Source organism: Adlercreutzia sp. CNCM I-6215 (assembly GCF_977072315.1).
This window is the reverse complement of the sequence record NZ_CDRVMA010000001.1, coordinates 191,611-214,136: the sequence shown is the minus strand read 5'-3', so window position 1 is coordinate 214,136 and position 22,526 is coordinate 191,611. Positions and strand designations below refer to the sequence as shown.

Genomic DNA, 22,526 nt, shown 5'->3' with positions numbered 1-22,526 from the left:
ATTATGCATGTGCACACCCCCATTACCGTGCGGTACGGCGAGACGGACATGATGGGGGTGGTCTACCACGCGAACTACCTGCTGTACTTCGAGGACGCGCGTATCGACTTCCTTGACGCGGTGGGGTTCTCCTACAACGAGTGCATCGAGCAGCAGGGCTACATGAGCCCCATCCACGACGTGGAGATGCACTACCGCGCGCCGTTGCGCTACGGCGAGGCCGGCTTCGTGCGCACCTCGGTGGCGAAGAACCTGCCCATGCGCACCGTTTACCGCCAGCAGGTCTTCCGCGCCGATGATGCGGCGGGCACCGACGAGGCCGGCGAGCCGCTTTTGCGCGAGGGCGCCGCCCCGCTCGTGGACGCGCTCGTCACCGTGTGCGTCGTGGAGCGCGGCACCTTCAAGCCCGTCAGCCTGCGCCGTACATTCCCCGAGCTGCACGCCCTCTACGAGAAGATCGCGGAAGAGGCGTAAGGGCTACTGCCGCGAGAGCAAATGCAGTTGAGGTGGAGCGGCCGAAGCCGCCCCCTGCGGATGAGACGGAGATATCAGTGCCAGCCAAAGCCATCCCTCCAACTGCTTGGCAAAAGTTGCAAAAGACGCAAAAGATGTCAAGGAGGCCTCCGAGATGACCAACCCCTTCACCCCGACGTTTGGCGTCATCCCCGCCCACATGGCAGGTCGCGAGCATATCATTTCTGAACTTATCCGCGCTCTGGAGGCCGGTCCGGGCGACCCGGGCCTCACGACCATCCTGACGGGCGCTCGCGGCACGGGAAAGACCGCACTCCTCTCGTATTTGGCCGATGAGGCCTCCTCCAGGGGCTGGATCGCGGCCAACGTGTCGGCGCTCCCCGGCATGCTCGACGAGATTCTTCAGCAAACACTCAAATACTCCTCTCATCTCATAAGACTATCTTCGGGAAAGACTGGGGTAACCGGACTGGAAGGCCCAGAGCTCGGTCCATATTCTCGGCACAGCACAAAAGCCAGCCGCAGGGAGGGAAAGCGGCTGGCTTTGAGCCAGAGGGTATTGCGCGGTTACGAGATGGTTGGACGGCACCTTACGCCAGGCAGCTGCGGACGCTGATGCGACCGAAGGTCATGGCCTCGCCGAGGCGCTCAAGCCTGGCAGGGCGAGAGAGAGTATAATCGGAACCGTGATGGACGATACGCCAACCCCATCCAGAGGAGACGAGTCATGAGCCGAGTTGCCACCTCTACCGACGAGACCCCAAAACCCGCATGCTTCCTATCGCGCAACCTGCGCCTCGCTGGCTCCGCCGTGCTCTTGTGCCTCTGGTGGGGATCGTTGCACAAGGCGCTGCAACTGGATCTCCGATCCACATCCCTGCACGCAATCGCGCCCTGGCCTTTTCATGACCTCGCCCTCAGCGGCAATACCATAGCCGCCCTTTCGACTGCGCTCGGAATCATCGGAGGCTGCCTGCTGCTTTTTCTCGCCTGTCGGCGCAGAGAGGGCATTCTTCGCAGTCGCAAAGCCCAGCAGCAACTCCTCCTCATCGAGATGATTCTCAGCGCCCTCTTCTACCTCGCTATTTTGATCCCCGTTGACACTCCCAAGATTTGCTCTGTTCTCTATGGGGGAGTCTGCGCCTGCGCGGTGGGAAACATCGCTATCATTGGGGGCAAACTTGAAACCTTCGACAACCGACAGGTTGTAACCGTTGCGCTCTTCGGTTTAGGTGCAGATATGATACTTGCGCCGACCTTCCCGCCCCTGTTCGCTCACGCGCCCCTCCTCGCGGCCTTTTTCTCCCTTGCATGCGTGGCGGGGCTGGCTCTCCTGAATCGGCGCCTCGACGGAGGCAGCTGCCCCTCGGAGAAGACGACTTGGATCGCTGAGCTTAATCGTATGCCGGTCTTCCTCGCCTTCACGCTTTTCGCCTACGGCTTCGTGTTCGGAGCTGCTGAGGCTCTTCGGGGGCAGCTTTCCGACAGCAGCCCTTTTGGCTGCCTCTCCGATATCTCTAGCACGGCCATCGCCGTCATCGTGCTTACCGTTCTATTCTACGGACGCCCCGCCAGCGTGGAGCTATGGTCTCGGCTGCGAGGAACGGTCTTTCCCCTTACACTTATCGGGGTGGCCCTCATGCCGGCCACCGCTCAAGGCTCGCTTGTCGTTATTGGCGGATCTGACCTGCTTTTCTACGCGTTTTTGGCGGCCATCTGCGTCGATGTGGTCCAGCTAACCGGTATCGGAATTGCCCTCATCGTGGCCAACGTGCTGTTTTGGAGAGCCCTCGGTGCTTTCACCGGGACGTTTGCCATCCTGCTGGGCGGCAGCCTCCAATCGCTTTCGCCCGAATCCTATTCCCTCCTTGCCGCGCTCATCATTGCCGCCCTATCCGCCGCGACGCTGTGGATCGGATCCGACGAGCAGATCCGCAAAAACTGGGGACTGCGGCCCAAGCTCGCTCCCAAGCAGTTCAACGATGCCGCCGTTCAGCACCGCTGCGAAGTTCTTGCCGCCACCTATCGACTCACACCTCGAGAGACGCAGTTCATCACCGCTTTAGCCCAGGGGCGTCGCCCGGCAGAGATTCAGGCCGCCGAGAACGTAACCATTCACACCGTTCGCGCCCACATCCAGCACGCCTATGGGAAGCTCGGCATCCACTCAACAGCCGAACTCCAAGCGCTCTTGAAAACAGTTCCCCTCGACGAGGGGAAGCTCACCAGGTAACCCTTCTTGGCAGGCCGCGCGCAGCCACCAGATACCGTAAGCTCTTTTCGAGTATTACGAAAAGCACTTTCGACCAGGCAGTTCTCATCATTTCTTGCTATTGTTAACAATTGATAAGAAGCGCTCTTCATCTACATCCCTTTTAGACCTTGCCATCTCGCAGCCCTCTCCCGCAAAGTAGTTTGCAGAAACCGCGGGGCGCACGGCGCACCCCGCAGAGAAGGGCGCGGCTGCGCGCCAGGGAACTTGAGCAGAGGAGCCGATCTATGCCTGAGAAAAAGAAGAAGCGAGCAAGCCTGTCATCATTCACCATCATTTTGAGCATATTGGTGGGCCTCGCCATCGTCACCGTCATCATGGGGGCAATGGGAGTCGAAGGAGTTCAAGGCGCCACCTTGTCTGATGTGCTCACTGCTCCTGTTAAGGGCTTCCAGGGAGCCATGGGCGTCTGCATCTTTGTCATGGTGCTCGGCGGTTTTCTGGGCATCGTCACCGAGACGGGCGCACTTGACGCCGGCATTGCCGCCCTCGTGCACAAGCTCAAGGGCAACGAGCTGATGCTCATCCCCATCCTCATGTTCGTCTTCTCAATCGGAGGCACCACCTACGGCATGAGCGAGGAGACGGTCCCGTTCTACCTGCTGCTCGCCGCTACCATGGTGGCCGCCGGCTTCGACTCGCTCACCGGCGCGGCCGTGGTGCTCCTCGGCGCCGGTTGCGGTGTTTTGGGCTCCACGGTGAACCCGTTCGCCGTGGGCGTGGCCGTCGACGCGCTTGCCGGCGTGGGCATCGAGGTGAACCAAGCCATTATCATCGTACTCGGCATTATCTTGTGGCTCGTGACCTTAGCTATCGCCACCGTCTTCGTCATGCGCTACGCCAAGAAGGTCAAGGAGGACAAGGGGTCTTGCTTCCTGTCGCTCCAGGAGCAGGAAGCTATGATGGAGGAATGGGGTCTTGAGGCCTCCGAGCGAGAGGCCCGCTCCAATGACGAGGCGAACGCTCCCACGATGACGGGCCGCCAGAAATGGTCGCTTGCCGTTTTCGCATTCACCTTCGTCGTCATGATCGTCGGCTTCGTCCCCTGGGGCAGCTTCGGCATCGACGTCTTCGATGCCGGCGCGGCCTACGAGGAAGTGGTCACGCCCGTAACCGGCGAGGAGATTACCGCCGCCTACGACGAGGCCAACGGCACCGTTACCACGCTGGAGGGCGAGGTTGCCGGCGAGGCCGTCATCACCGAGGAAATCTCCCCCGCCTGGTCATCGGTCCTCACGGGCATTCCTCTGGGCGGCTGGTACTTCGACGAAGCGTCCACCTGGTTTCTGCTCATGACCCTTGTCATCGGAATTATCGGCGGCATCTCAGAGGCCCGCTTCGTCCGCGCCTTCATCAACGGCGCTGCTGACATGATGTCGGTTGTACTGGTTCTCGCCCTGGCTCGCTCGGTGGCGGTGCTCATGGCCGAGACCGGCCTGGATATGTGGATTCTAGAAAACGCGGCGAATGCGCTGGCGGGCATGTCGGCCATCGTCTTCGCGCCCTTGTCCTTCCTTCTGTACGTGGTCATCTCCTTCCTCATCGGCTCGTCCTCGGGGCTTGCCACGGTCTCGATGCCCATCATGGGCGGCCTGGCTCACCACCTGAACTTCTCCGTAGAGGCCATGGTCATGACGTTCTCGGCAGGCAACGGACTCGTGAATCTGCTGAATCCCTCCTGCGGCGCCATCATGGGAGGTTTGGCCTTGGCTAAGGTCGAGTACACCACCTGGGTGAAATTCATCGCGAAGTTGTTCTTGGTGCTCGGCATCGTCTGCATGGTCATCTTGACAGCGGCCACGGTCGTCTTGTCCTAAGCGATGAAGGAGCATCCCGTGACTGAACTTACCGTTATCCGCTGCAACCACAACTACAACGCCTGGAAGGCCGTCCGATCGGAGGTAGGCTGGGCCTTCGCCGGTACCTTCCGTTCTTTCGAACGTCCCACGGCCGCCGACGCCGTGGCCTCCGGCGCACTGTCCGGCGTGCCCTGCAAGACCGTCGACATTACCGATGCGGCTTGCAGTATCGCTCCCTGGGACACCCTTCCCCGGGCGATGTCCGACGCCGTGTGCGCGGCGGCCACCCGCGGCGACAAAGTGCTATCGCTGAACGGCTACTGCATGCTGGCCCCGGCGGTAGCTGGAGGCCTCATGCGCGGACTTCCTGCCGGCACGAGGCTCGGGGTCGTGTGGCTGGACGCTCATTACGACAACGTGGTGCTGGAAGCTACCGAAGCGCATGAGACAACGCTCGTAGGCATCCCGCTTTCCACCCTCATCGGCGCCACCGCCTCAGCGTGGCGAACCACGTCCTGCAAGATGCCCGAACCACTGCCCGCATCGTGTCTTCTTCACGCTGACGGCCGCGTGTGGGTTCCCGAGGAACGCGAAAGCGCCTTGGCCTCGGGCATGCGCATTGTAGAGGAGAGCGAGTTCGCCGATTTGGAACAGTGGAAGCGCCACGTAACATCGTTGGCCGACGCGGTAGACGCCCTCTACGTCATGTTCGACGCCGATATCATGGCGGCCGAGTGGGTGCCTGGCTTTTACCGTGCCGAGCCGGGCGGCCTGCCCCGCGAAGAGGTGCTCGAGCGCCTGGCCTGCGTGATGGAAACCGGCAAGGTTGTCGCCGCTTCCACCTGGTGCTTCGATTTTGACCGGGAGCCCGAGGCAGTTCGCGTCAACGCCGAATCCCAGGGCGCCGTCGTCCAGGAGATCCTCACAGGCTGGGGATTTTCGAGCTAAGCGAGTCGAAGAGCCCCATTGCAAAGCCAGCCGCAGGAAGGGAGCGGCTGGCTTTCTTTCTAGGAGCAAGAGAAAGTTAGCTTGCGAAACTCCTTGCAAGATTTGCCTCCCAAAACCGCGACAGCACGAGCGATCAGATGCCCGAAGATAAGTCGCTCGACGATATTGCTGCCGGCCTACTCTTCGTCGATGAGGTGCAAAAGTTCCTCGCGCTTATTGATGCCGAGCTTGCGGTAGATGTTGCGCACGTGGGTGCGCACGGTGCTGACGGAGAGCACGAGCGACTTCGCGATGTAGGCCGGGGTGAAGCCACGCGCCAGATACACGAGCACCTCGGCCTCGCGGGGCGAAAGGCCCCGGGCTTCGGTCACCTTGGCACAGCGGGCCTCCAGGGTGTTCTGCATGCTCGGCTCGGCGAGCTGGAAGGCGTCGCCGGGCGCATCGGCGCGGGCAGGAAGTACACACTCGTCGGAGGCTCCCGCGATTGCAGGCGCGTCCTCATATGCCGCGCGATCGCCCGAGGCGGTCCGGGCGTCGCCTGCAGCCGGATGCACGGCAGGAGCCACTCCTTCCGCAACGGCCGACTCGCGGGGCGCCACCAGCTCGTTCCACGACGTGCGGCCGAGAAACACCAGGAGCACCGCCACGAACGCACCGGTGAGCACCGCGAGCCACGGGGCGAAGTCGTCGGTCACCGTAAGCACCTGGGAGAGGATCTGCCCCAAAAGCGCCGCAGCCGCGGCCACGCCGCAGGCGAAGCCCGACGCCACGTTCGCCGGCAATTCGCGGTTGCGCACCACGGCGAGCAGCACCGCGCACCCCAGCAGGGCGAGGACGATGTAGAACACGTAGAGGGCCACCACCGAGGCATCCCGCGGGAACGTGCCTGCGGGAAACGCGCCCAGCACTACGAACGCCGCCGCCATAAGGGGCACGAGGATGCGGTAGGACCAGGGCAGCAGGGGCGTGCGCCCCCACAAAAAGCAGACGCCGAACATCACGAGCGCCGCAACCGCTCCCCCGAGAAACGACGCCTGCACGACGCCGAAAGCGCTATGGGCCATCACGTCGGTCATGAACGCGTACACGGCGAACCCCAGAAGGGGCAGCCAGGTCACCGACACGAGGCGGCGCATCGTGTCGGCGGGACGGGCGAGAGGAAGCGCAGGGTCGCCCATGCGGGCGGCCACCGGCGGCACGACGACTCCCGCCACGAGCAGCAGGCAGAACACGGGGACGAGCGCCGAGGGCGGCAGCAGCGCGAGAATCCAGCCGACAAAGGAGGCCGTCAGCACGACGAAAGCGCACAGGACGAGGGCCTGGTCGATGGGGACGGCCACGGCTCGGGCCCATTCCGCCACCAGCGGGGGCAGCGCAGCCCCCGCCAAAAGCCCCGCGCCTACGGCCGCCGCCGGCAGCGGCATCGGGGCGAACAGAAGGCCCACGGCGCCCATCGTGCCGAGCAGGTAGGCTGCGGCCGCGATGGCAGTGACCCGGGCGCGTGCGAACACTTTGCGCGGGCGCTGCAAGCCGCGCAGGAGCACCACGACCGACGAGGTGACGGCGGCGAGAAGCAGCGCGAACAGAAACGTGTCGGCGATTGCCTCGAACTGAGGGGCCTCGGCGAACGCCCCGATAGTCGGTGCATGGGCGAGCAGCGTGGCCACAAAAGCAACGAGAGCGAGATGAATAGGGCGCAGGGCGAGCGCGGCGTGTCCATCGTCGCCGGCATCGCGCAACGCGAAACCCTCCATGGCCTTTCCGCCTCCTTTCTTCGCTCCGGTACCTAGACGAGATGTCCGCACATCGCCGGGCGATCGCGCGACACAGCGCACCGAGCCGGCGCGCTCCCTTCCAAACGCCGATTCTAGCATCGCCGCGGGATAGCGCCCGTCGATCCGGGAACTCGTGGCCGACCTGTGATAATGCAGCCGGACGCATCTGTTTCCGACTGCGTTTTCCACAATACCCAAAAAGTGCGATGCCCTTACCCATAAGCGGCGATGGCGCCCGACGGCCGCGCTCCCTATAGTGGACGTCGTTCCTCTTGGAGGCGGACTCCCACGGCTTGGTCTTCTGGGGCCATTGAGGCCAGGCCGCTCCGCCTTCACCAAGGGCTATGCGGGAACCTGGCGCAGCGCGCCGGGAACTCGAGGGGCGGCGGTTCTCCTTTCTGGCCGCCGCCCGCTTTCTTTACCTTGTGCTAACTCGGAACGGCCGCGTATCATCAGGGGGACCGCGGCCGGAATCGCAGGGCCGTCGCGTCGGAGAGAGACGCAGCGGCCCTTCTTTTTTCGGCGAGGCCGCTCTAGAACGGGCTCGTATAGAGGCGCAGGCCGTCGGGGAGGCGCACGAGACCGGCATCCTGGAGCCACGAAGCGGCCGGAGTGGCCAGAACATCGCGGCCGTTGAAGTGCTCGACGACGATCTTGCGTCGCGCGGCAGAGGCGCCCTCGCGCTTGAGGGCGGCGCGCACCGAGGCGACCAGGGCGGCGACGGCCGCCTCCAGCAGTTTTTCGTCGTCTGAAAACGCCAGCAGCGATTTCAGACGCGGCGCGGCCCAGAGCACCGGCACACCGTCGGCGATGACCACCATCGCCCCCTCGCGGCGGGACGGCCGCGCGGCCACGACGGCGGAATCGACCGCAGGGGCGTCGCCCGCCACACCCCACGCCACGTCGGGCCAGGAAATGCCGGCGCCGAAGAGGCACGCGGGGTCGTCGGCGGGAAGCGCGACGAGGGAGACGGGCGCTGACGCATCCGCAGGCTGGGCGAAGGCGCGCAGGGTCTCCACGGTCTCGCGCTGGGCAAACTGGGCCGGCCCCATGTCCTCCACGAACATGCCGCGCGCCAGATCGCCCGCGTCCTCCATGGCCTTGAGCACCGGGTACAGCGTCGTAAGCCCGCCGGGCACACCTGCCGCCAGCGCGATGTCGCGCGTCACAACCCCGTAGCGGTCGAGCAGCGATTCCACCAGAGACACCGCTTGCACCGTGGAACTCTGGCCGCTCGGCGCCAGGGCCGACCAGCGCCCGGCGAGGGCGGCGTCGAAGGCGGTCGCCGCAACCTGGCGGCCCACCACGGCCGCACGGGCCGCCATGCGGGCCTCGCTGCGAAGAGACCGGCCCCGCCGGCTGCTCGCCCGCCGCCGCGAGGGCGAGGGCGTCTGGCCGCTGGCCGCGGACGCCGATGCCGCTGCGGCCAGCCCTCCGGCGCGGGGAAAGCCCAGACCGTCGCCGGTCGCCTTCCCCTGCCACACGAGCCGCTGCAGCGCCTCGGCCACCTCGCGATCCGTCGGCGCCACGGGCTCGGTGAGCCGCGCGGCGCCATCCGCCAAGGCGCGAAATGGAAGCGGCCCTTGGGCTGCCAGCACGTGGCGCACGATGACATCCAGCGGAGGGTCTTCCAGGGCGCCTGCGTCATCTTGGCCCGGCTCGGCTACAGCGACTTCCGCCACGCCCGCCTGGGCGTCCAGGGACACTGGCGCCAGGGGCGAGTCCGTCGGGAAGAACGAGACGAGGTGCGCCTCCCCCGCTATCGACGCCGCCCACAGCACTTCGCCTACGGCGATGAGCTCGTCCAGCATGGCAGGCCGATAGTCGGGCACGCGGGCCGGCAGCACGTCTCTCTCCCACTGCTCCATGGGAAGGGCCGCGCCCTCGAACTGCGCGATGACCTGGGCTACGCCGTCGATGCCCGCAAGCGTCGGCTCACCGGTGCGCGCGACGTCCTGGCGATCCAGCAGGAAGCGCACATAGGCGTCGGCGGGAACGGGGCGCACCGCCTCGCGGGCCCGGGCGAGGGACCGGCTGCGCAAGCGGGCGAGCACGGTGCCGTCCGCCCAGCGGTCGGGCTCGAGGCGCACGAGCCTCCCCTCGGCGGCCAACCGCTCCAATGACTCCGCCGCAAGCACCACGCCGACCCCCAGGCTAAAAGCGGCCTCTTCACTGTCGAAAGGCCCGTGGGTGCGGGCGAAGCGGGCCGCGAGGCCATCCAGGGGGCGGGACAGCTTTCCCTCCCTCTGAGCCCAGGAGGGAACCGCAATGCCGAGCACCGCGCTCAAACGCGGGCCGTCATCGGCGGCGACCCATCTTTCCGCTCCGCCGATGACGGCGGGGAAAGCCCGCCGGTCCGCTTCCAAATTAGCAAGAAGAGCAGCCGCATCAGCGCCCGCGGAAAGAGCGCCCGCCTCGCCGTTCTCAGTGCGCGCAGCGACCTCCTCCACCGTGAGCGGCCCCAACTCCCGCAGAAGGTCGGCCACGCCTTCCGCGCCCCGCGCCTTCCAGCCCGCGGCCGTCCGCTGCAGCTCGGCCACGGTGCGCGCCACCACCTCCGCATCCAGCATATCTTCCACAGCACCGGTGCCCAGAAGCTCGCCCAGAAGCACCGGATCCACGGACAGAAGCGATGCCTGGCGCTCGGCATGGGGCAGATCGCCCTCGTAGAGGTGCTCGCCCAGATACCCGAACACGAGCGGCGCCGCGAAAGGCGACGGCGCGGCCGTGCGAACTTCGCTCATCTTGATGGAGCCCGAGACAAGACCGTCCATCACCTCGCGCAGGGCCTGCAGGTCGAACACGTCCTGCAGGCACTCGCGCAGAGCCTCCAGAATGATGGGGAAATCCTCCTCGCGCCGGGCCGCCTCCAAAAGCTGACCGCCCTTGAGACGCTGCTGCCAGAGCGGCGCCCGCTTGCCCGGGGCCGTCGGCGCCATGAGCAGGGCCCGGGCCGCGCATTCACGGAAACGGGCGGCGAACAGGGCCGTGAACCCCACGCGCTCACGCACGATGGATTCCAGCTCGTCGGAATCGAAGCGGAACAGATCGCTTCCCGGTAGGGCGTCCTCGGCGGCGGGCACGCGCAGCACGATGCCGTCGTCGGAGGCCACCGCCTGCGGATCGAAGCCCAGCGTGGAGGTAATGCGATGGGCCACGGCCAGCGCCCAAGGCTCGTGCACGCGGCGGCCGAAGGGAGAATGCAGAATGACACGCATATCACCCGTTTCGTCGGGGCATGCCTCCACCACGAGCCGCCGATCCGTGGGCACCGCCCCGGTACAGGCGCGCTGCGCCTCTATGAGAGCCGCCAAGTTGCGCAGGGCGTCCTCGTCCAGCCCGTCGGCCGTCAGGCGATCGCGCAGCGCCGGGGCCATGGCATTCTCCTCCGAACGAGCCTCCGGCGCTTCGTCCCGTTCGGCAGCGCGCGCAATGCCGCCGTCGAGCGCCCGCACAAGAGCCCCCCGGGCGCGGCCCGTCTCGTAGGGGCGACCAATGGCCTCGCCGTGCCAGAAGGGCAGTCGCGCGGCGCGTCCCGGCGCCGCTTCCACGATAACCCGGTCGGCGCCGATCTCCTTGATGCGCCAGGTGCTCGTGCCCAGGGCGATGATGTCGCCCACGCGCGACTCCATCACCATCTCCTCGTCCAGCTCGCCCACACGCCGGCGCCCTTGACGGGCGTCGCCCTCGGGCAGCACCACCGAGAACATGCCGCGATCGGGAATGGTACCCGCCGCCGTTACGGCCAGGCGCTGGGAACCGGGGCGCGGCGTGAGCAGCCCCGTCTCGCGATCCCACAGGATGCGCGGCGCGAACTCGGCCACCTCGCCCGAGCCGTAGCGCCCGGCGAGCATGTCGAGCACTCCCTCGAAGGAGCGTCGGCCCAAATCGGCATAGCAGGCCGACCGCCGCACGCAGGCGAGCCACTCGTCGGCTGGAAGGCCGTCCGGCGCCATGGCCACAGCGGCCACGGTCTGCTGGGCCAGCACATCGAGCGCATTGCGCACGAGCCGCGTGCTCTCGATGGCGCCGGCCTCCATGCCCTCGGCCATGACGGCGGCATCGATGACCTCCACCCGGGTACGCGGGAAGATGATGCCCTGGGAGCGGTCGCCCACCTGGTGGTTCGCCCGCCCCACGCGCTGCAGCCCGCTGGCCACCGAGGGCGGCGCGGCCACCTGCAGCGCCAAATCGATGGAACCCATATCGATGCCCAATTCCAAGCTGGAAGTGGCCACCACGCAGGGCAGCTCCCCCGCCTTCAGCTCCCGTTCCACCTGCAGCCGCTTCTCCTTGGAGACCGATCCGTGATGGGCCTTCGCGATGACCACCGCGGGCTCGGTCACCAATTTGGTGGTGGAGCCGATGTCGGAGCGGAAGGCCGTCCCCGGCGCACCCCGCATGGCATCGGCGCCCGTGGGCACGCCGCGCACCGCATCGTCGCCGAAAGCCGTCGCATCGCCGCTACCCGCAGCTGCCCAGAAGCCGGCCACCTCGGAATGGGGCGCGTCCAAGCCGAGGCGCTTCGCGTACAGCTCGTTCAAGCGTGCCGTCAGCTTTTCGCACAAACCGCGCGAGTTCACGAAGACAATCGTGGATTTGTGGGCCAGCACCTCGTCCAGAATGGCCGCCTCGATATGGGGCCAGATGGAGGAGCTGCCCAGGCGGCTGTCAGGATGCGGCGCGGGCGACGCGCCCTCGGCCATGACAGCCCGCAGCGCCCGATCGGATTTCCATGCATCCTCGACGGGTGCCCGGCGCGGACCGGCGCCCCGCTGCCGCGTGCCGTCCCCGGCACCGGCAAATCCCCCGAAGGCGGGGACGGCCGTCATGTCGCGCACGGGCACGCGCACCGAAAGATCGAGGCTCGGAAGCGCCTCCGTGGCTACCACCGTCACGGGCCGCACGCCGCCGAGGAACCGGGCCACTTCCTCGCGCGGGCGCACCGTGGCCGACAGCCCGATGCGCTGGGCCGGAGCCTCCAGCAAATCGTCCAGCCGCTCCAAAGACAGCGACAGGTGCGCCCCGCGCTTGTCGCCGGCCAGGGCGTGCACCTCGTCCACGATGACCGTCTCAACCGTGCGCAGCGCCTCTCGGGCCGCCGAGGTGAGCATGAGGTACAGCGACTCGGGCGTCGTGATGAGAATGTCGGGCGGATTGCGGGCGATCTTGCGGCGCTCGTCAGCGGGGGTGTCGCCGGTGCGCATGGCCGTGCGGATTTCGGGGGCTTTCGCGCCACGGCGCGCGCTCTCGACGGCCGCCAGCTCGGAGATGGCCGAAAGCGGCCCCTGCAAGTTGCGGTCCACATCGGCGCCGAGAGCCTTCAGGGGCGATACGTACAGCACGCGCACGCCGCGAACCCACTTCTCGCCTGTTTCAGCGACCCGAGCCTTCTCGCCCATGAGCGCGTCGATCGCCCACAGGAACGCCGCCAGCGTCTTGCCCGAGCCCGTCGGCGCTATCACGAACGCGTTCTCGCCCCGCGCGATGGCCTTCCACGCCTCGCCCTGCACCGCCGTGGGCGCCCCGAAGGCATCGGCGAACCAGTGGCGCACCGGTTCCGAGAACGAGGCCATGGCCTCAGCATCATCCATAGGTAAGTTCCCCTATCAACTACTGCTCTTAAGCCACGTCCACTGATGCAAGGTCTTTGTCGACAAGCCATCGCAAATAGTCGGAGCGCTTCATGCCTAAGCTATCCGCCCGCTTATCCATGCGCTCGATCTTCTGCTCGGTCTCCTTAAAGCCCACGAGCCTCAAATGCTCCCCAAACTTGAGGGGGCGCCCGACAACGACTTCGCCGACCGACACACCCGGGATCTCCCCCCGCACAAGCATGTCGTCCCATTCCTCGATCTGTTCCTGGGTAACACCAAAATAGTCTTCGATTTCCTTTGGGGACATGTTCTCAAAATCCTTTTTGGACATTACTGCCTCCTTGCAAGTCCGAGTTCCCGGAGAACACTTTTTGTAGGCGGCGTGAAAGCATGGTATATCAGCAGTACAGCTACCTACTTTCGTTAAACGAAATTATACTGCAGGGCGAGCGGCTCGGCAACAACCATCAACAAGCGTTGCCTCGCTGAAACCGTCTGAGAAAATGTGAGGGAAAACGGCCCATGACAGCCTCCTTTACATCGGACGGCTGTCCTTCGAGCACAGAAGTTAGGGATATACCCAGCCTTTAGAACATTTGTTTTCGTTCATTATAAGGGAACAGATGTTCTTGTCAAGAGTAAGTTTCGCCAACTTGCCTATGAAACCGAGACGGGCGCCGCCTCCCCCGTTCCCTCCTGGTAGGACTCGATGAGATCGATGAGCTCTTGCTTGGAATGCACGTCGGTCTTGGCGTATATGTGCTTGATGTGCGTCTCGATGGTGCTCTTGGAAAGGGTCATGACCTCGCGCATGTAGGGCACCGATCGGCCGCGGCCCAGATAGCGCAGCACCTCGGTCTCGCGCGGCGAGAGCTTGAAGGCCTCAGCCATGGCCGCCACGTAGTCGACGGGCTCGGCGATCGGCGCCGCGCAGGTTCCCTTCCCAGCCTCTTGCGCCACGACACTTCCGGCAAGCCCCTCTCTCGACGTCACCTCCGACCCCAACCGCACCCCAGCGCCGATTTCCGCTGCAACCGGGCCCAAAGCCCCGGCAACTCCCAGCATCCCCGGCGACTCAAAGCGTTTCTGCAGGTGCAGAAACAGCGGCAGCATCACCACGCACAGGCACACGAGCGCCAAGTACAGCGGCAGGCCAAAGCGCGGCGATACCGATGCCCCCAGTATCGCGCCCGCGAGAAATCCCAGCTGAACCATGGCACGGAAGATGCCGAACGTCTCGCTGGGAAGACAGAATCCCTTCGCCGTGATGCGCGCGAAGATCGCGAAGAACAGCACCTCCACGTACAGAGCCGCCGCACAGGCGAGCACCGAGGCGAGCACATTGCACGCCGGGTCGTCCAACGCCCGCAGCGAAAGCGAGAACACGATGAGCGGAATGGCCCACTCGTACAGAAACGAGAAGCTCATACGGCTGGTATGGGCAATGGCGAACACGGCGATGAGCCCCGCCACCACGCCACCAGCGATATAGAAGAGGATGCCGCGATCGTCCATGCCGAGCGCGACCAAACTCTCGGGGGAAGCGCTCGTCACCACGCACCCTGTGGCAATACTGCACACCATGGAGCAGAATGCCAATTTGACGAGGGAGGGAAGCACGCCGGAAAACGGCTCGATGGGCTCAGGGAAGGCGAAGCCCTCCGGTTGGTCGTTCTTGCAGAGCAGCAGCATGAGGCTCGATGCCAAAGGAAGCAGCGCCGCCACGATGCCCGAGACGGGCGCCGGAATCAGATAGATCAGCAGCACGGCCGCTACGAACACCGCCAGCGACGAGGGAATGCTCGCCTCGGTGACCTCGAGATCCACCTGGCAGAACAACTCGCCCCATGCTATCCAGAGCACTGCCGAGGCCAGCCCTCCCACGGCGCTGGTGAAAAGCAGCAGAAGGCCGTCGGGCATCACGAAGAACAGCAAGGTCGTCGCGGACACCACCGCCGATGCGGCCAAAACAAATCCCGGGGCCAAAGGTGCTCGCCGCCGGGGACGAAAGGCGAGCACGAGAAGCCCGACCGCCGACGCCGCGAGCGAGATGCGCAATGTATCGACGCCGCGCGCGCTATCGGGCGCGAAGATGCCGTTCGAGAACCACGACCCGTACACCCAGGCGATTAAAAGGCCCAGGCCCAAGTAGCGCAGCCGCGCCTGACGAAAAAATGAATCGAGCGATTGCACCCACGCGAACACGGCTCTCCTCCCCTTGAGCTTCCAACAGTTCATTGTACCTGCCGCGCCCGATATGGCAACTCACGTGAAAGGGGTGATGCTTCTGAACAGGAAAAACAAAAAATCACGGAGTAGCACGATGGCAGAGGACGCCGGTAAGGCGCACACTGGACTCGCGCTCGACCCCCAAATCGGATGCGCCGAGCAACGCGAAAAAGAGAAGGAAGGGACCTATCATGACCATCGAGACATCGTTCAGTCGCCGTCACTTCATCACCGGCACGCTCGCCGCGAGCGCCGCCGCGGCCCTGGGGCTTGCCGGCTGCGCGCCGCAGGGAACGCCCACGGCCGCAACGGGCGGCGACGAGCCGGCGGCAGGCGCCGCCGCGGGCAATGCCCCTGCCGAAAGCACCCCCACCTCCGACGTTCCCGCCTGGCTGGGAGAAGCGCCCGCCATCACCGACGCCGACTGCGCCGAGACCGTCGACTGCGAGGTGCTCGTCATCGGCGCCGGCTGCTCGGGCCTCGTGGCTGCGAACTTCGCCGCCATGGAGGGAGCCAAGACCCTGCTCATCGAGAAGTTCGACAAGGGAACGGGCCTGCGCGGCTCGGCCATCGGCGCCGTGGGCTCGCGCAAGCAGCAGGAAGCCGGCGTCAACATCGACCCGCAGGAGATCTGCAACGATCTGGTGCATTACTCCCTGAACAACGCCAGCATGGATCTGTACCAGCTGTGGGCCGCGCACTCCGCCGAGGCTGTGAACTGGTACTGCGATCTGACCGACGGCGTGGATCAGTGCAAGATCGACCTGGAGTGGAGCATGCCCGCCGAAGAGACGCGCTACAAGTGCTGGCCCACGGGTCATGGCGCCATGCTGGACAACGGCAAGGCCGGCAAGGACGAGGCCAGCGGAGAGGGCGTCACCTACGCCCAGGTGGAGGCCAATTTCCTGGCCCAGCCCAACGCCGAGCTGCGCTACCTGACGAGCCTGGAATGCCTCATCAAGGAAGGCGATAAAGTGGTGGGCGCCTACGCCTCCACCGACGAGGGCGCCACGTTCCTGCGCATCAATGCCGCGAAGGGCGTCATCGTGGCCACCGGCGGCTACGCGAACAACCCCGACATGTACATGGCTCTGCAGGCCGAGAACGCCAAGGGGCTGTGCGGGGTCGTGCCCTTCGGCAACTTCAACGCCCAGGGCCAGGGCATCAAGGCCTGTCTGTGGGCCGGCGCGGTGAAGGACGAGAACCCCACCTCCATGGTGTTCGACCGCGGCATCATGCGTCCCGACCAGCTGCCCGGCGCCCCCTTCGATATGGACTTCGGCTACTTCCACATGGCCACGCAGCCCTTCCTGAAGGTGGATATCGAAGGCGAGCGCATCACCAACGAGTCGTCGCCCTACGACTTCCTCATCCATGCCCTGGCGCGCAAGTCCAGCCAGCGCGCCTGGTTCGACATCTGGGATTCCAACTGGCCCACCGATATCGAGCGCTTCCATACCATCGGCTGCTCGGGCCTCATCAAGGGCGAGGGCACCAACCAGATGGACCCCGAGGGCGTTGAGGGCACGGCCGCCATCATCGACGCTTTGGTGGAAGAGGGCAAGATCGTGAAGGCCGACACCTTGGAAGAGATCGCCGACGCCTTCGGCATCAACAAGGAGACCTTCCTGGCCACCGTGGAGCAGTACAACGGCTTCTACGATGCGCAGAACGACACCCAGTACGGCAAGGAGCCCTTCCGCCTGTCGGAGATTCGCACGGCGCCCTTCTATGCCTGCAAGCTGTCGGGCATGGCGCTCGCCACCCTGGACGGCATCAAGATCAACACGAAGTTCCAGGCGCTCGACGAGAACAACGCCCCCATCGAGGGACTCTACGTCATCGGCAACGACTCGGGCAACTACTACAACGGCACCTACCCGAACCTGGCCGCCGGCCTGAACGCGGGCCGCTGCGTCACCTTCGGCATGCTCTGCGGCCGCCAGGTGGCGAACTTGTAGGGGCACCTTCCGTCCCCTCGGGCGTTTTGCGGCAAGAGAATCTCCGAGCCCTCCCTTTTTGGTGGCGCCCTCTCCCAGGGCGCCGCTTTTCCTTTCCGGGGTCAAACGCTCGAAAAGCCATTACAATGGAGGCAGCTGACGGGACGCGAGCAACCGCAAGGGAGGGAAATCGTGCGCAGCAACGAGGTGGCAAAATTGGCCGGCGTGACCGTGCGCACGCTGCGGCACTATCACCAGCTGGGGCTTCTGTCCGAACCGCCGCGGCGCGCCAACGGGTACCGCGACTACTCCCCTGCCGACGTGGCCCGCGTGCTGCGCATCAAGCGCCTGGCCGGCTTGGGCTTTTCCCTCTCGCGCATCGGGGACGTTCTGGAAGAGATGGATGCCGAGGGGCACGCGACATCCGCGAGCGCCTTAGACGAGCTCGACCGCGAGCTGGCCCTCGAGATCGCAAGGCTGCAGGAACAGCGACGCACCATCGCCGAACTGCGCGCCGAGCACCTCGATCCTGACCTTCCCGTGCGCTTCGCCCGCATCCTGCGCAAGCTCGCCGGCGTGGACAGCCTCGCCGAAACCTCCCCCGACGACCGCACCGCCCTCATCGTCGCCGCGCACCTCTACGACGAGAAGGAGCTCGGCGAGCTGGAGCGCGTCGTGGATACCATCGCAAGCGAGAGGCTCGTGGAGGCCATGGAACGGCTCGACGAGAAGCTCTGCGCCCTCGCGCCCGATGCCCCCGAGCAAGAGCGCGCCACACTCGCCGCCGAGTCCCTCGAGACGCTTGTCCCCGTCATCGCCTGCTTCGATGCCGCCAACTGGCTGCGCCCCGCCACCGACCGCGAGCGATTCCTGGACGAAATAGCCTTCGCGGGCTACAACGAGGCCCAGCAGGACGTGTACAACCGCATCGAGCGCGGCATCGAGGAGATCATGACCGAGCGGGCGCAACGGGAGAATGCGACTGCGGCCTCTCCACAAGTCGTCCACGAGCCGTTTGACTCCGACGCAACGTCATAGTTTTTACTGGCCCCTCGAACCCCTGACCCGCCGTTCGAGAAAGGCCCCGCCATGACCCTCGCGTCCCCGAAATTCCGCCGACCGCGCAAGCCGTACCGGCCGCGCAAGACCGCTCCCCGCTACCTGCTCTCCTGCGCCTGCTCGCTGCTGGGCAATTCCGTGGCCAGCGTCGTCTTACCGCTTGTGCTCCTCGCCACCACCGGCGACGCCCTGGCCGCTGGCACCCTCGCGCTCATCTGTGCCGCACCCCAGTTCGTCATCGGCCTTGTCGGCGGGGCGCTCACCGACCGCTTCAACCGACGCAACGTCTCTGTCGTCTCCGACATCCTGTCGGCGGCCAGCGTGGCTTTGCTGCCCATCGTTGATATGATCTGGGGACTCTCCTTCGGCTGGTTCGTGGCACTGGGACTCCTCGGCGCCGTCGGCGACATCCCCGGCATGACGGCCCGCGACTCCCTCGTGCCCACCGTCTGCGAGCGCGACGGGCGCAGCCTGCAAAAGTTCATGGGCCTCACGCAATCGCTGGACTCCCTCGTGGTCATCGCAGGTCCCGCGCTGGCCGCCTTCCTCATGGGCGCAGCAGGAAGCGTGAACGCCCTGTGGTTCACGGCCGCCATGTCGCTTTCCGCAGCTCTTCTCACTCTCACGCTGCCCCGCTCCCTCGGCGCCGTCTGCGGCGCGACAACCCCCGCCGCCAGCCCGACCGGCGTCCCGGCTGCCAGAGCTGTCAGCTCCACCAAAGACGAATCCCGACGCGGCCTTCTGCCCGACGCGTGGCAGGCCCTGCGCGACGGCGCGCATGTGCTGTTCGCGAGCGATACGCTCTTGCGCTCGTCCATGCTCATCAGCTTCGGCATCGTCATGGTGATGGGCTCGCTCCAGGGCCTCGTGCTGCCGGTGCATTTCACGGCCGCGAACAGCCCGGAGCTGCTCGGCTACGTGCTGTCGGCCATGTCCGCCGGCATGCTCGCAAGCTCGCTCGGCTATGCGGCGCTCGCCCACAAGCTGCGCCGCCGCACCTGGTACATCCTGTCGCTCACCGGCATGGCCTTGGGCATTCTGGGCTTGGGCCTTTTGCCCCCGTTCCCGCTGCTCATCGCGAGCGCGCTCATGCTGGGCCTTTCGGCCGGCCCCATCTCGGCCCTGCTCGGCTTCTTCATCTTCGACCGCATTCCCGCCGAAAACCGCGGGAGCGCCCTGGGGACGCAGAATTCGCTCACCCTGGCCGCCGCGCCCGTGGCCGTCTTCGCCACCTCGCTCGTCGTGGAGGGCGCCGGGGTGTCCGTGGCCGCCCTGGCCCTCGCTGGCTGCTGGATGCTCATCACCGTGTGGGCCCTCAACACCCACAGCCTGAAGTACCTGGACGACAAGGAGAGCCATCCCGACCCCATTCCCTTCGTTCCCAATGCCGAGCGCGTCTAGCACCGCGCGACGTCCGAAAGCCAGCAGTACGACTATCTGGCTTTCAGCGGCGCAGCCATCTGGCAACGGTCTTCGAACAAGTTGCCCGCGAGCCGGAAGGCGGGCGCCCCGCAGGCACACCATGGAGCCGGAATCATTCCCCAACCAAGGAGACACCATGGCTTGCACAACGCTTCTCGTGGGCCGCCGCGCCACCAACGACGGCTCCACCATCGTCGCCCGCAACGAGGACGGCGAGGACTTCTCGTTCGATCCGAAAAAGATGATCGTGGTCATGCCAGAGGACCAGCCGCGCACCTACACCGGCGTGGCCAGCCACCTGACCATCGATCTGCCCGACAACCCTCTGCGCTACACCTGCACGCCCAACGCCGACCCGGCAAATGGCGTGTGGGCCGAAACCGGCATCAACGCGGCGAACGTGTCCATGTCGGCCACCGAGACCATCTCGGCCAACGCCCGCGTGCTCGGCGCCGACCCGCTCGTCACCTACCAGCCCGCTGTCGGAAAGCCCGGCGACGCCAACTACAAGTCCGAGGTGCCCGGCGGCATTGGCGAGGAGAACCTGCCCACCATCACGCTGCCCTATATCAAAAGCGCCCGCGAAGGCGTTGCGCGCCTCGGCATGCTCGTGGAGAAGTACGGCACCTACGAGACCAACGGCGTGGCCTTCGGCGACGCGGACGAGGTCTGGTACTGGGAGAACATCGGCGGCCACCATTGGATCGCACGGCGCGTGCCCGACGACTGCTACGTGGTGCAGCCCAACCGCCAAGGCATCGATCACTTCGATTTGGCCGACGCGCTGGGCGATCAGCACGACTACATGTGCAGCGCCGATCTGGCCCAGTGGATCCGCGAGAACGACCTGCTCATGGATATGCCCTCCCACGAGGACGATGCCGGCGAGACCGTCGAGGGACTGCCGCGCTACTTCAACGCCCGCATCGCGTTTTCCACCTACACCTGGCTCGACCAGCTGTACAACGCCCCGCGCAAGTGGTACCTGTGCAGCCGCCTGACGCCCTCCGACCCGCGCTTTGCCGGGCCCGCGCCCGAATTCGGCCCCGAGAGTCTCGACATCCCCTGGGCCATGCGCCCCGACAAGAAGCTGTCGGCGTCGGATGTGAAGGACCTGCTCGCCACCACCTACGACGGCACCGAGTACGATCCCTACGGCACCAAGGGCACGCCAGAGACGCGCCACCAGTACCGCTACGTCGGCATCGACCGCACCTCCGAGTGCTCCATCCTGTGCATTCGCCCGAACGCACCCAAGGCGCTGCGCGGCGTGCACTGGTTCGCCCCGGCGTCGGGCCCCTTCAACACCGCCGTGGCCCTGTACGCGAACGTGAAGGAGCTCCCCGCCTACCTGGACACCCCCACGGAAGTGACCACCGACAGCCTCTACTGGAACAACCGCCTGTTGGCAGGTCTTTCCGACCCGCAGTTCTTCGAGAGCTACGAGGCCATCCAGGGCTACCGCCTGAACACCATGGCCCAGGGCTACCAGTCGCTGCGCGAGACCGACGCCGCGCTTGAGAAGCTCGCCGCCGAAGGCAAGGCGAACCTGGACGATATGGACGATCCGACGGTGATCGCCGAGCTCGAGCGCGCGAATCAGGCGCTCGTCGATAGCGTGCAAACGCAGACCCGTGCCCTGCTCGGCACCGTGCTCGACCAGCGCACGGTCACGATGAAGAACGCCTTCAACATGAACGACCACTGAGAGCGCGCCGTTGCGCCCCCGAGCGCAACGCCAATGCCTGATTGGGGCCGGCCCCGGCGCCTCGCCATTCGCTGGCGACGCCGAGGCCGGCCTTTTCGCATTCACGGTTCTTTCGCATTCACGGTTCTTTCGCATTCACGCCCCACTCGCTCCCCTCTCCCTGCAACACAGGGCTCTTCTCGTGCAAGTGAAGCGGCGCCCCCTTGCCGTCGCTGCCCCGTCGAGGCACACTAGCGCTACGGACAGGAGACGGAAAGGAGCGCCCGTGAAGCTGACCGTGGAAGAGCGGCCCGACTTAGAAGAGGCGGAGGTCACCATCCGCTGCCCGGCCATCGACCGGCGGGTGCGGGCCATCATGGCGACCGCGAACGCAGTGGATTGCCGGCTTCTCGGCACCGACGGCACAGGCACGTTCATCGTGGAACCGTCGGAAGTGCTGTACGCGGAAACCGTCGACGGCCGCACCTTCCTCTACGGCCGCGACCGCGTGCTGGAGAGCCCGCTGCGCCTCTACGAGCTGGAAGAGGCCCTCGCCGGCACCGAGTTCGTGCGGGCCTCGAAATCTCTCATCGTGAACTTCGACCACGTGCGGGCGCTTCGCCCCTACCTGAACGCCCGGCTGGAGCTGGTACTCGATAACGGCGAATCCGTCATCGCCTCGCGCCAGTACGCCCCGGCCATCAAGCAGAAGATCGGGCTGTAGAAAGGATTCGCCATGAGAAACATCGTCAAGAGCGCCTTTGTCCGCGCCTGCATCACCTTCACCGTCGCCATGGCCCTCTGGTGCACAGCCGGCCTCATCTTCGCCGGGCCCGTCGAGGGCATCGTCATCACGCTCTCGCTGCTCGCCGCCGCCTTGGCCCTGTGCGCCCTGCAGGCATTCTGGTTTACCGAGGCGGTCATCGGGCGATTGAGCTACCCCGCACGCATCGCCGGGTTCGGCCTGACGGGCCTTCCGGCGCTCGTCCTGTGCGCCGCGCTCGGCGGTTGGTTCCCCCTGGACAACATCGGCGCCTGGGTCAGCTTCGTTGCCATCTACCTGGTCACCCTGGCCGCCATCACCGCCGGCTACACTATCTACTACCGTCGCACCGCCGGCAGCTTCGACGCCGCCCTCGCCCGCTACCGCGAAGGCCGGAAAGAGTAGGCCATCGCGACGAGAAGCGATTACGTCGGTCCTCGTCCGCGCTTTCCCCGCCCGGAAGGCCGAGTGCGCCGATTTAGTAGGAAATCTGCACTTATCAGCGTCTGGAAGGCTCCTACAGTCAATTATTATATTGTTCTACGTTAATTTCGACGGCTT

Annotated in this window: 15 protein-coding genes; 11 read left to right on the top strand and 4 right to left on the bottom strand. The window is 65.6% G+C overall.

Features of this window, described 5'->3' with window-relative positions; all coding sequences use genetic code 11:
• The first annotated feature begins 3 nt into the window (after positions 1 to 3).
• The 5 genes from ACW4LP_RS00855 to ACW4LP_RS00835 all read left to right on the top strand — a co-directional run bounded on the left by ACW4LP_RS00855 (position 4) and on the right by ACW4LP_RS00835 (position 5,493).
• The gene (locus ACW4LP_RS00855; protein ID WP_114549132.1) at positions 4 to 474 is read left to right on the top strand and encodes an acyl-CoA thioesterase; all 471 of its coding nucleotides are present in this window, start codon (positions 4 to 6) and stop codon (positions 472 to 474) included.
• 154 nt (positions 475 to 628) lie between these two features.
• The gene (locus ACW4LP_RS00850) at positions 629 to 1,090 is read left to right on the top strand and encodes an ATP-binding protein (RefSeq protein WP_114539238.1); all 462 of its coding nucleotides are present in this window, start codon (positions 629 to 631) and stop codon (positions 1,088 to 1,090) included.
• A gap of 111 nt (positions 1,091 to 1,201) precedes the next feature.
• Positions 1,202 to 2,707 (top strand): helix-turn-helix transcriptional regulator, encoded by a 1,506-nt coding sequence (locus ACW4LP_RS00845; protein WP_455803382.1) that lies wholly within the window; start codon positions 1,202 to 1,204, stop codon positions 2,705 to 2,707.
• A gap of 266 nt (positions 2,708 to 2,973) precedes the next feature.
• Positions 2,974 to 4,563, top strand: a complete 1,590-nt coding sequence (locus ACW4LP_RS00840; protein ID WP_114539240.1) for a YfcC family protein — start codon at positions 2,974 to 2,976, stop codon at positions 4,561 to 4,563.
• A gap of 18 nt (positions 4,564 to 4,581) precedes the next feature.
• Complete coding sequence (locus tag ACW4LP_RS00835; RefSeq protein ID WP_181815567.1) at positions 4,582 to 5,493, top strand: arginase family protein; 912 nt, start codon at positions 4,582 to 4,584, stop codon at positions 5,491 to 5,493.
• A gap of 176 nt (positions 5,494 to 5,669) precedes the next feature.
• Here the strand turns inward: ACW4LP_RS00835 and ACW4LP_RS00830 are convergent, their stop codons facing one another.
• The 4 genes from ACW4LP_RS00830 to ACW4LP_RS00815 form a co-directional block, all read right to left on the bottom strand.
• Positions 5,670 to 7,247 carry a helix-turn-helix transcriptional regulator gene (locus ACW4LP_RS00830; RefSeq protein WP_114549135.1) on the bottom strand — a complete coding sequence of 526 codons (1,578 nt, stop codon included), beginning with the start codon at positions 7,245 to 7,247 and terminating at the stop codon, positions 5,670 to 5,672.
• 554 nt (positions 7,248 to 7,801) lie between these two features.
• Positions 7,802 to 12,862, bottom strand: coding sequence for a DEAD/DEAH box helicase (locus ACW4LP_RS00825; protein WP_455803381.1), 5,061 nt, complete (start codon positions 12,860 to 12,862; stop codon positions 7,802 to 7,804).
• Positions 12,863 to 12,890: 28 nt separating this feature from the next.
• A complete protein-coding gene (locus ACW4LP_RS00820; RefSeq protein WP_114539244.1) occupies positions 12,891 to 13,196 on the bottom strand; it encodes a hypothetical protein in 306 nt (101 codons plus the stop codon).
• Between the two features lie 326 nt (positions 13,197 to 13,522).
• Entirely contained in the window at positions 13,523 to 15,070 is a 1,548-nt protein-coding gene (locus ACW4LP_RS00815; RefSeq protein ID WP_173114049.1) for a LuxR family transcriptional regulator, read from the bottom strand.
• Positions 15,071 to 15,285: 215 nt separating this feature from the next.
• Between ACW4LP_RS00815 and ACW4LP_RS00810 the strand changes: the two genes are divergently transcribed.
• From ACW4LP_RS00810 to ACW4LP_RS00785, 6 genes are all read left to right on the top strand, one after another.
• Positions 15,286 to 17,055: an FAD-dependent oxidoreductase gene (locus ACW4LP_RS00810; protein WP_114539246.1), complete on the top strand. Its 1,770-nt coding sequence runs from the start codon at positions 15,286 to 15,288 to the stop codon at positions 17,053 to 17,055.
• Between the two features lie 171 nt (positions 17,056 to 17,226).
• Entirely contained in the window at positions 17,227 to 18,072 is an 846-nt protein-coding gene (locus ACW4LP_RS00805) for a MerR family transcriptional regulator (protein ID WP_455803380.1), read from the top strand.
• A 51-nt stretch (positions 18,073 to 18,123) separates the two neighbouring features.
• Positions 18,124 to 19,494 carry an MFS transporter gene (locus ACW4LP_RS00800; protein ID WP_114549140.1) on the top strand — a complete coding sequence of 457 codons (1,371 nt, stop codon included), beginning with the start codon at positions 18,124 to 18,126 and terminating at the stop codon, positions 19,492 to 19,494.
• A gap of 157 nt (positions 19,495 to 19,651) precedes the next feature.
• Entirely contained in the window at positions 19,652 to 21,223 is a 1,572-nt protein-coding gene (locus ACW4LP_RS00795) for a C69 family dipeptidase (protein WP_161127948.1), read from the top strand.
• Positions 21,224 to 21,488: 265 nt separating this feature from the next.
• The gene (locus tag ACW4LP_RS00790; RefSeq protein WP_114539250.1) at positions 21,489 to 21,926 is read left to right on the top strand and encodes a LytTR family DNA-binding domain-containing protein; all 438 of its coding nucleotides are present in this window, start codon (positions 21,489 to 21,491) and stop codon (positions 21,924 to 21,926) included.
• Positions 21,927 to 21,938: 12 nt separating this feature from the next.
• Positions 21,939 to 22,370 carry a hypothetical protein gene (locus ACW4LP_RS00785; RefSeq protein WP_114549142.1) on the top strand — a complete coding sequence of 144 codons (432 nt, stop codon included), beginning with the start codon at positions 21,939 to 21,941 and terminating at the stop codon, positions 22,368 to 22,370.
• Positions 22,371 to 22,526 lie beyond the last annotated feature (156 nt).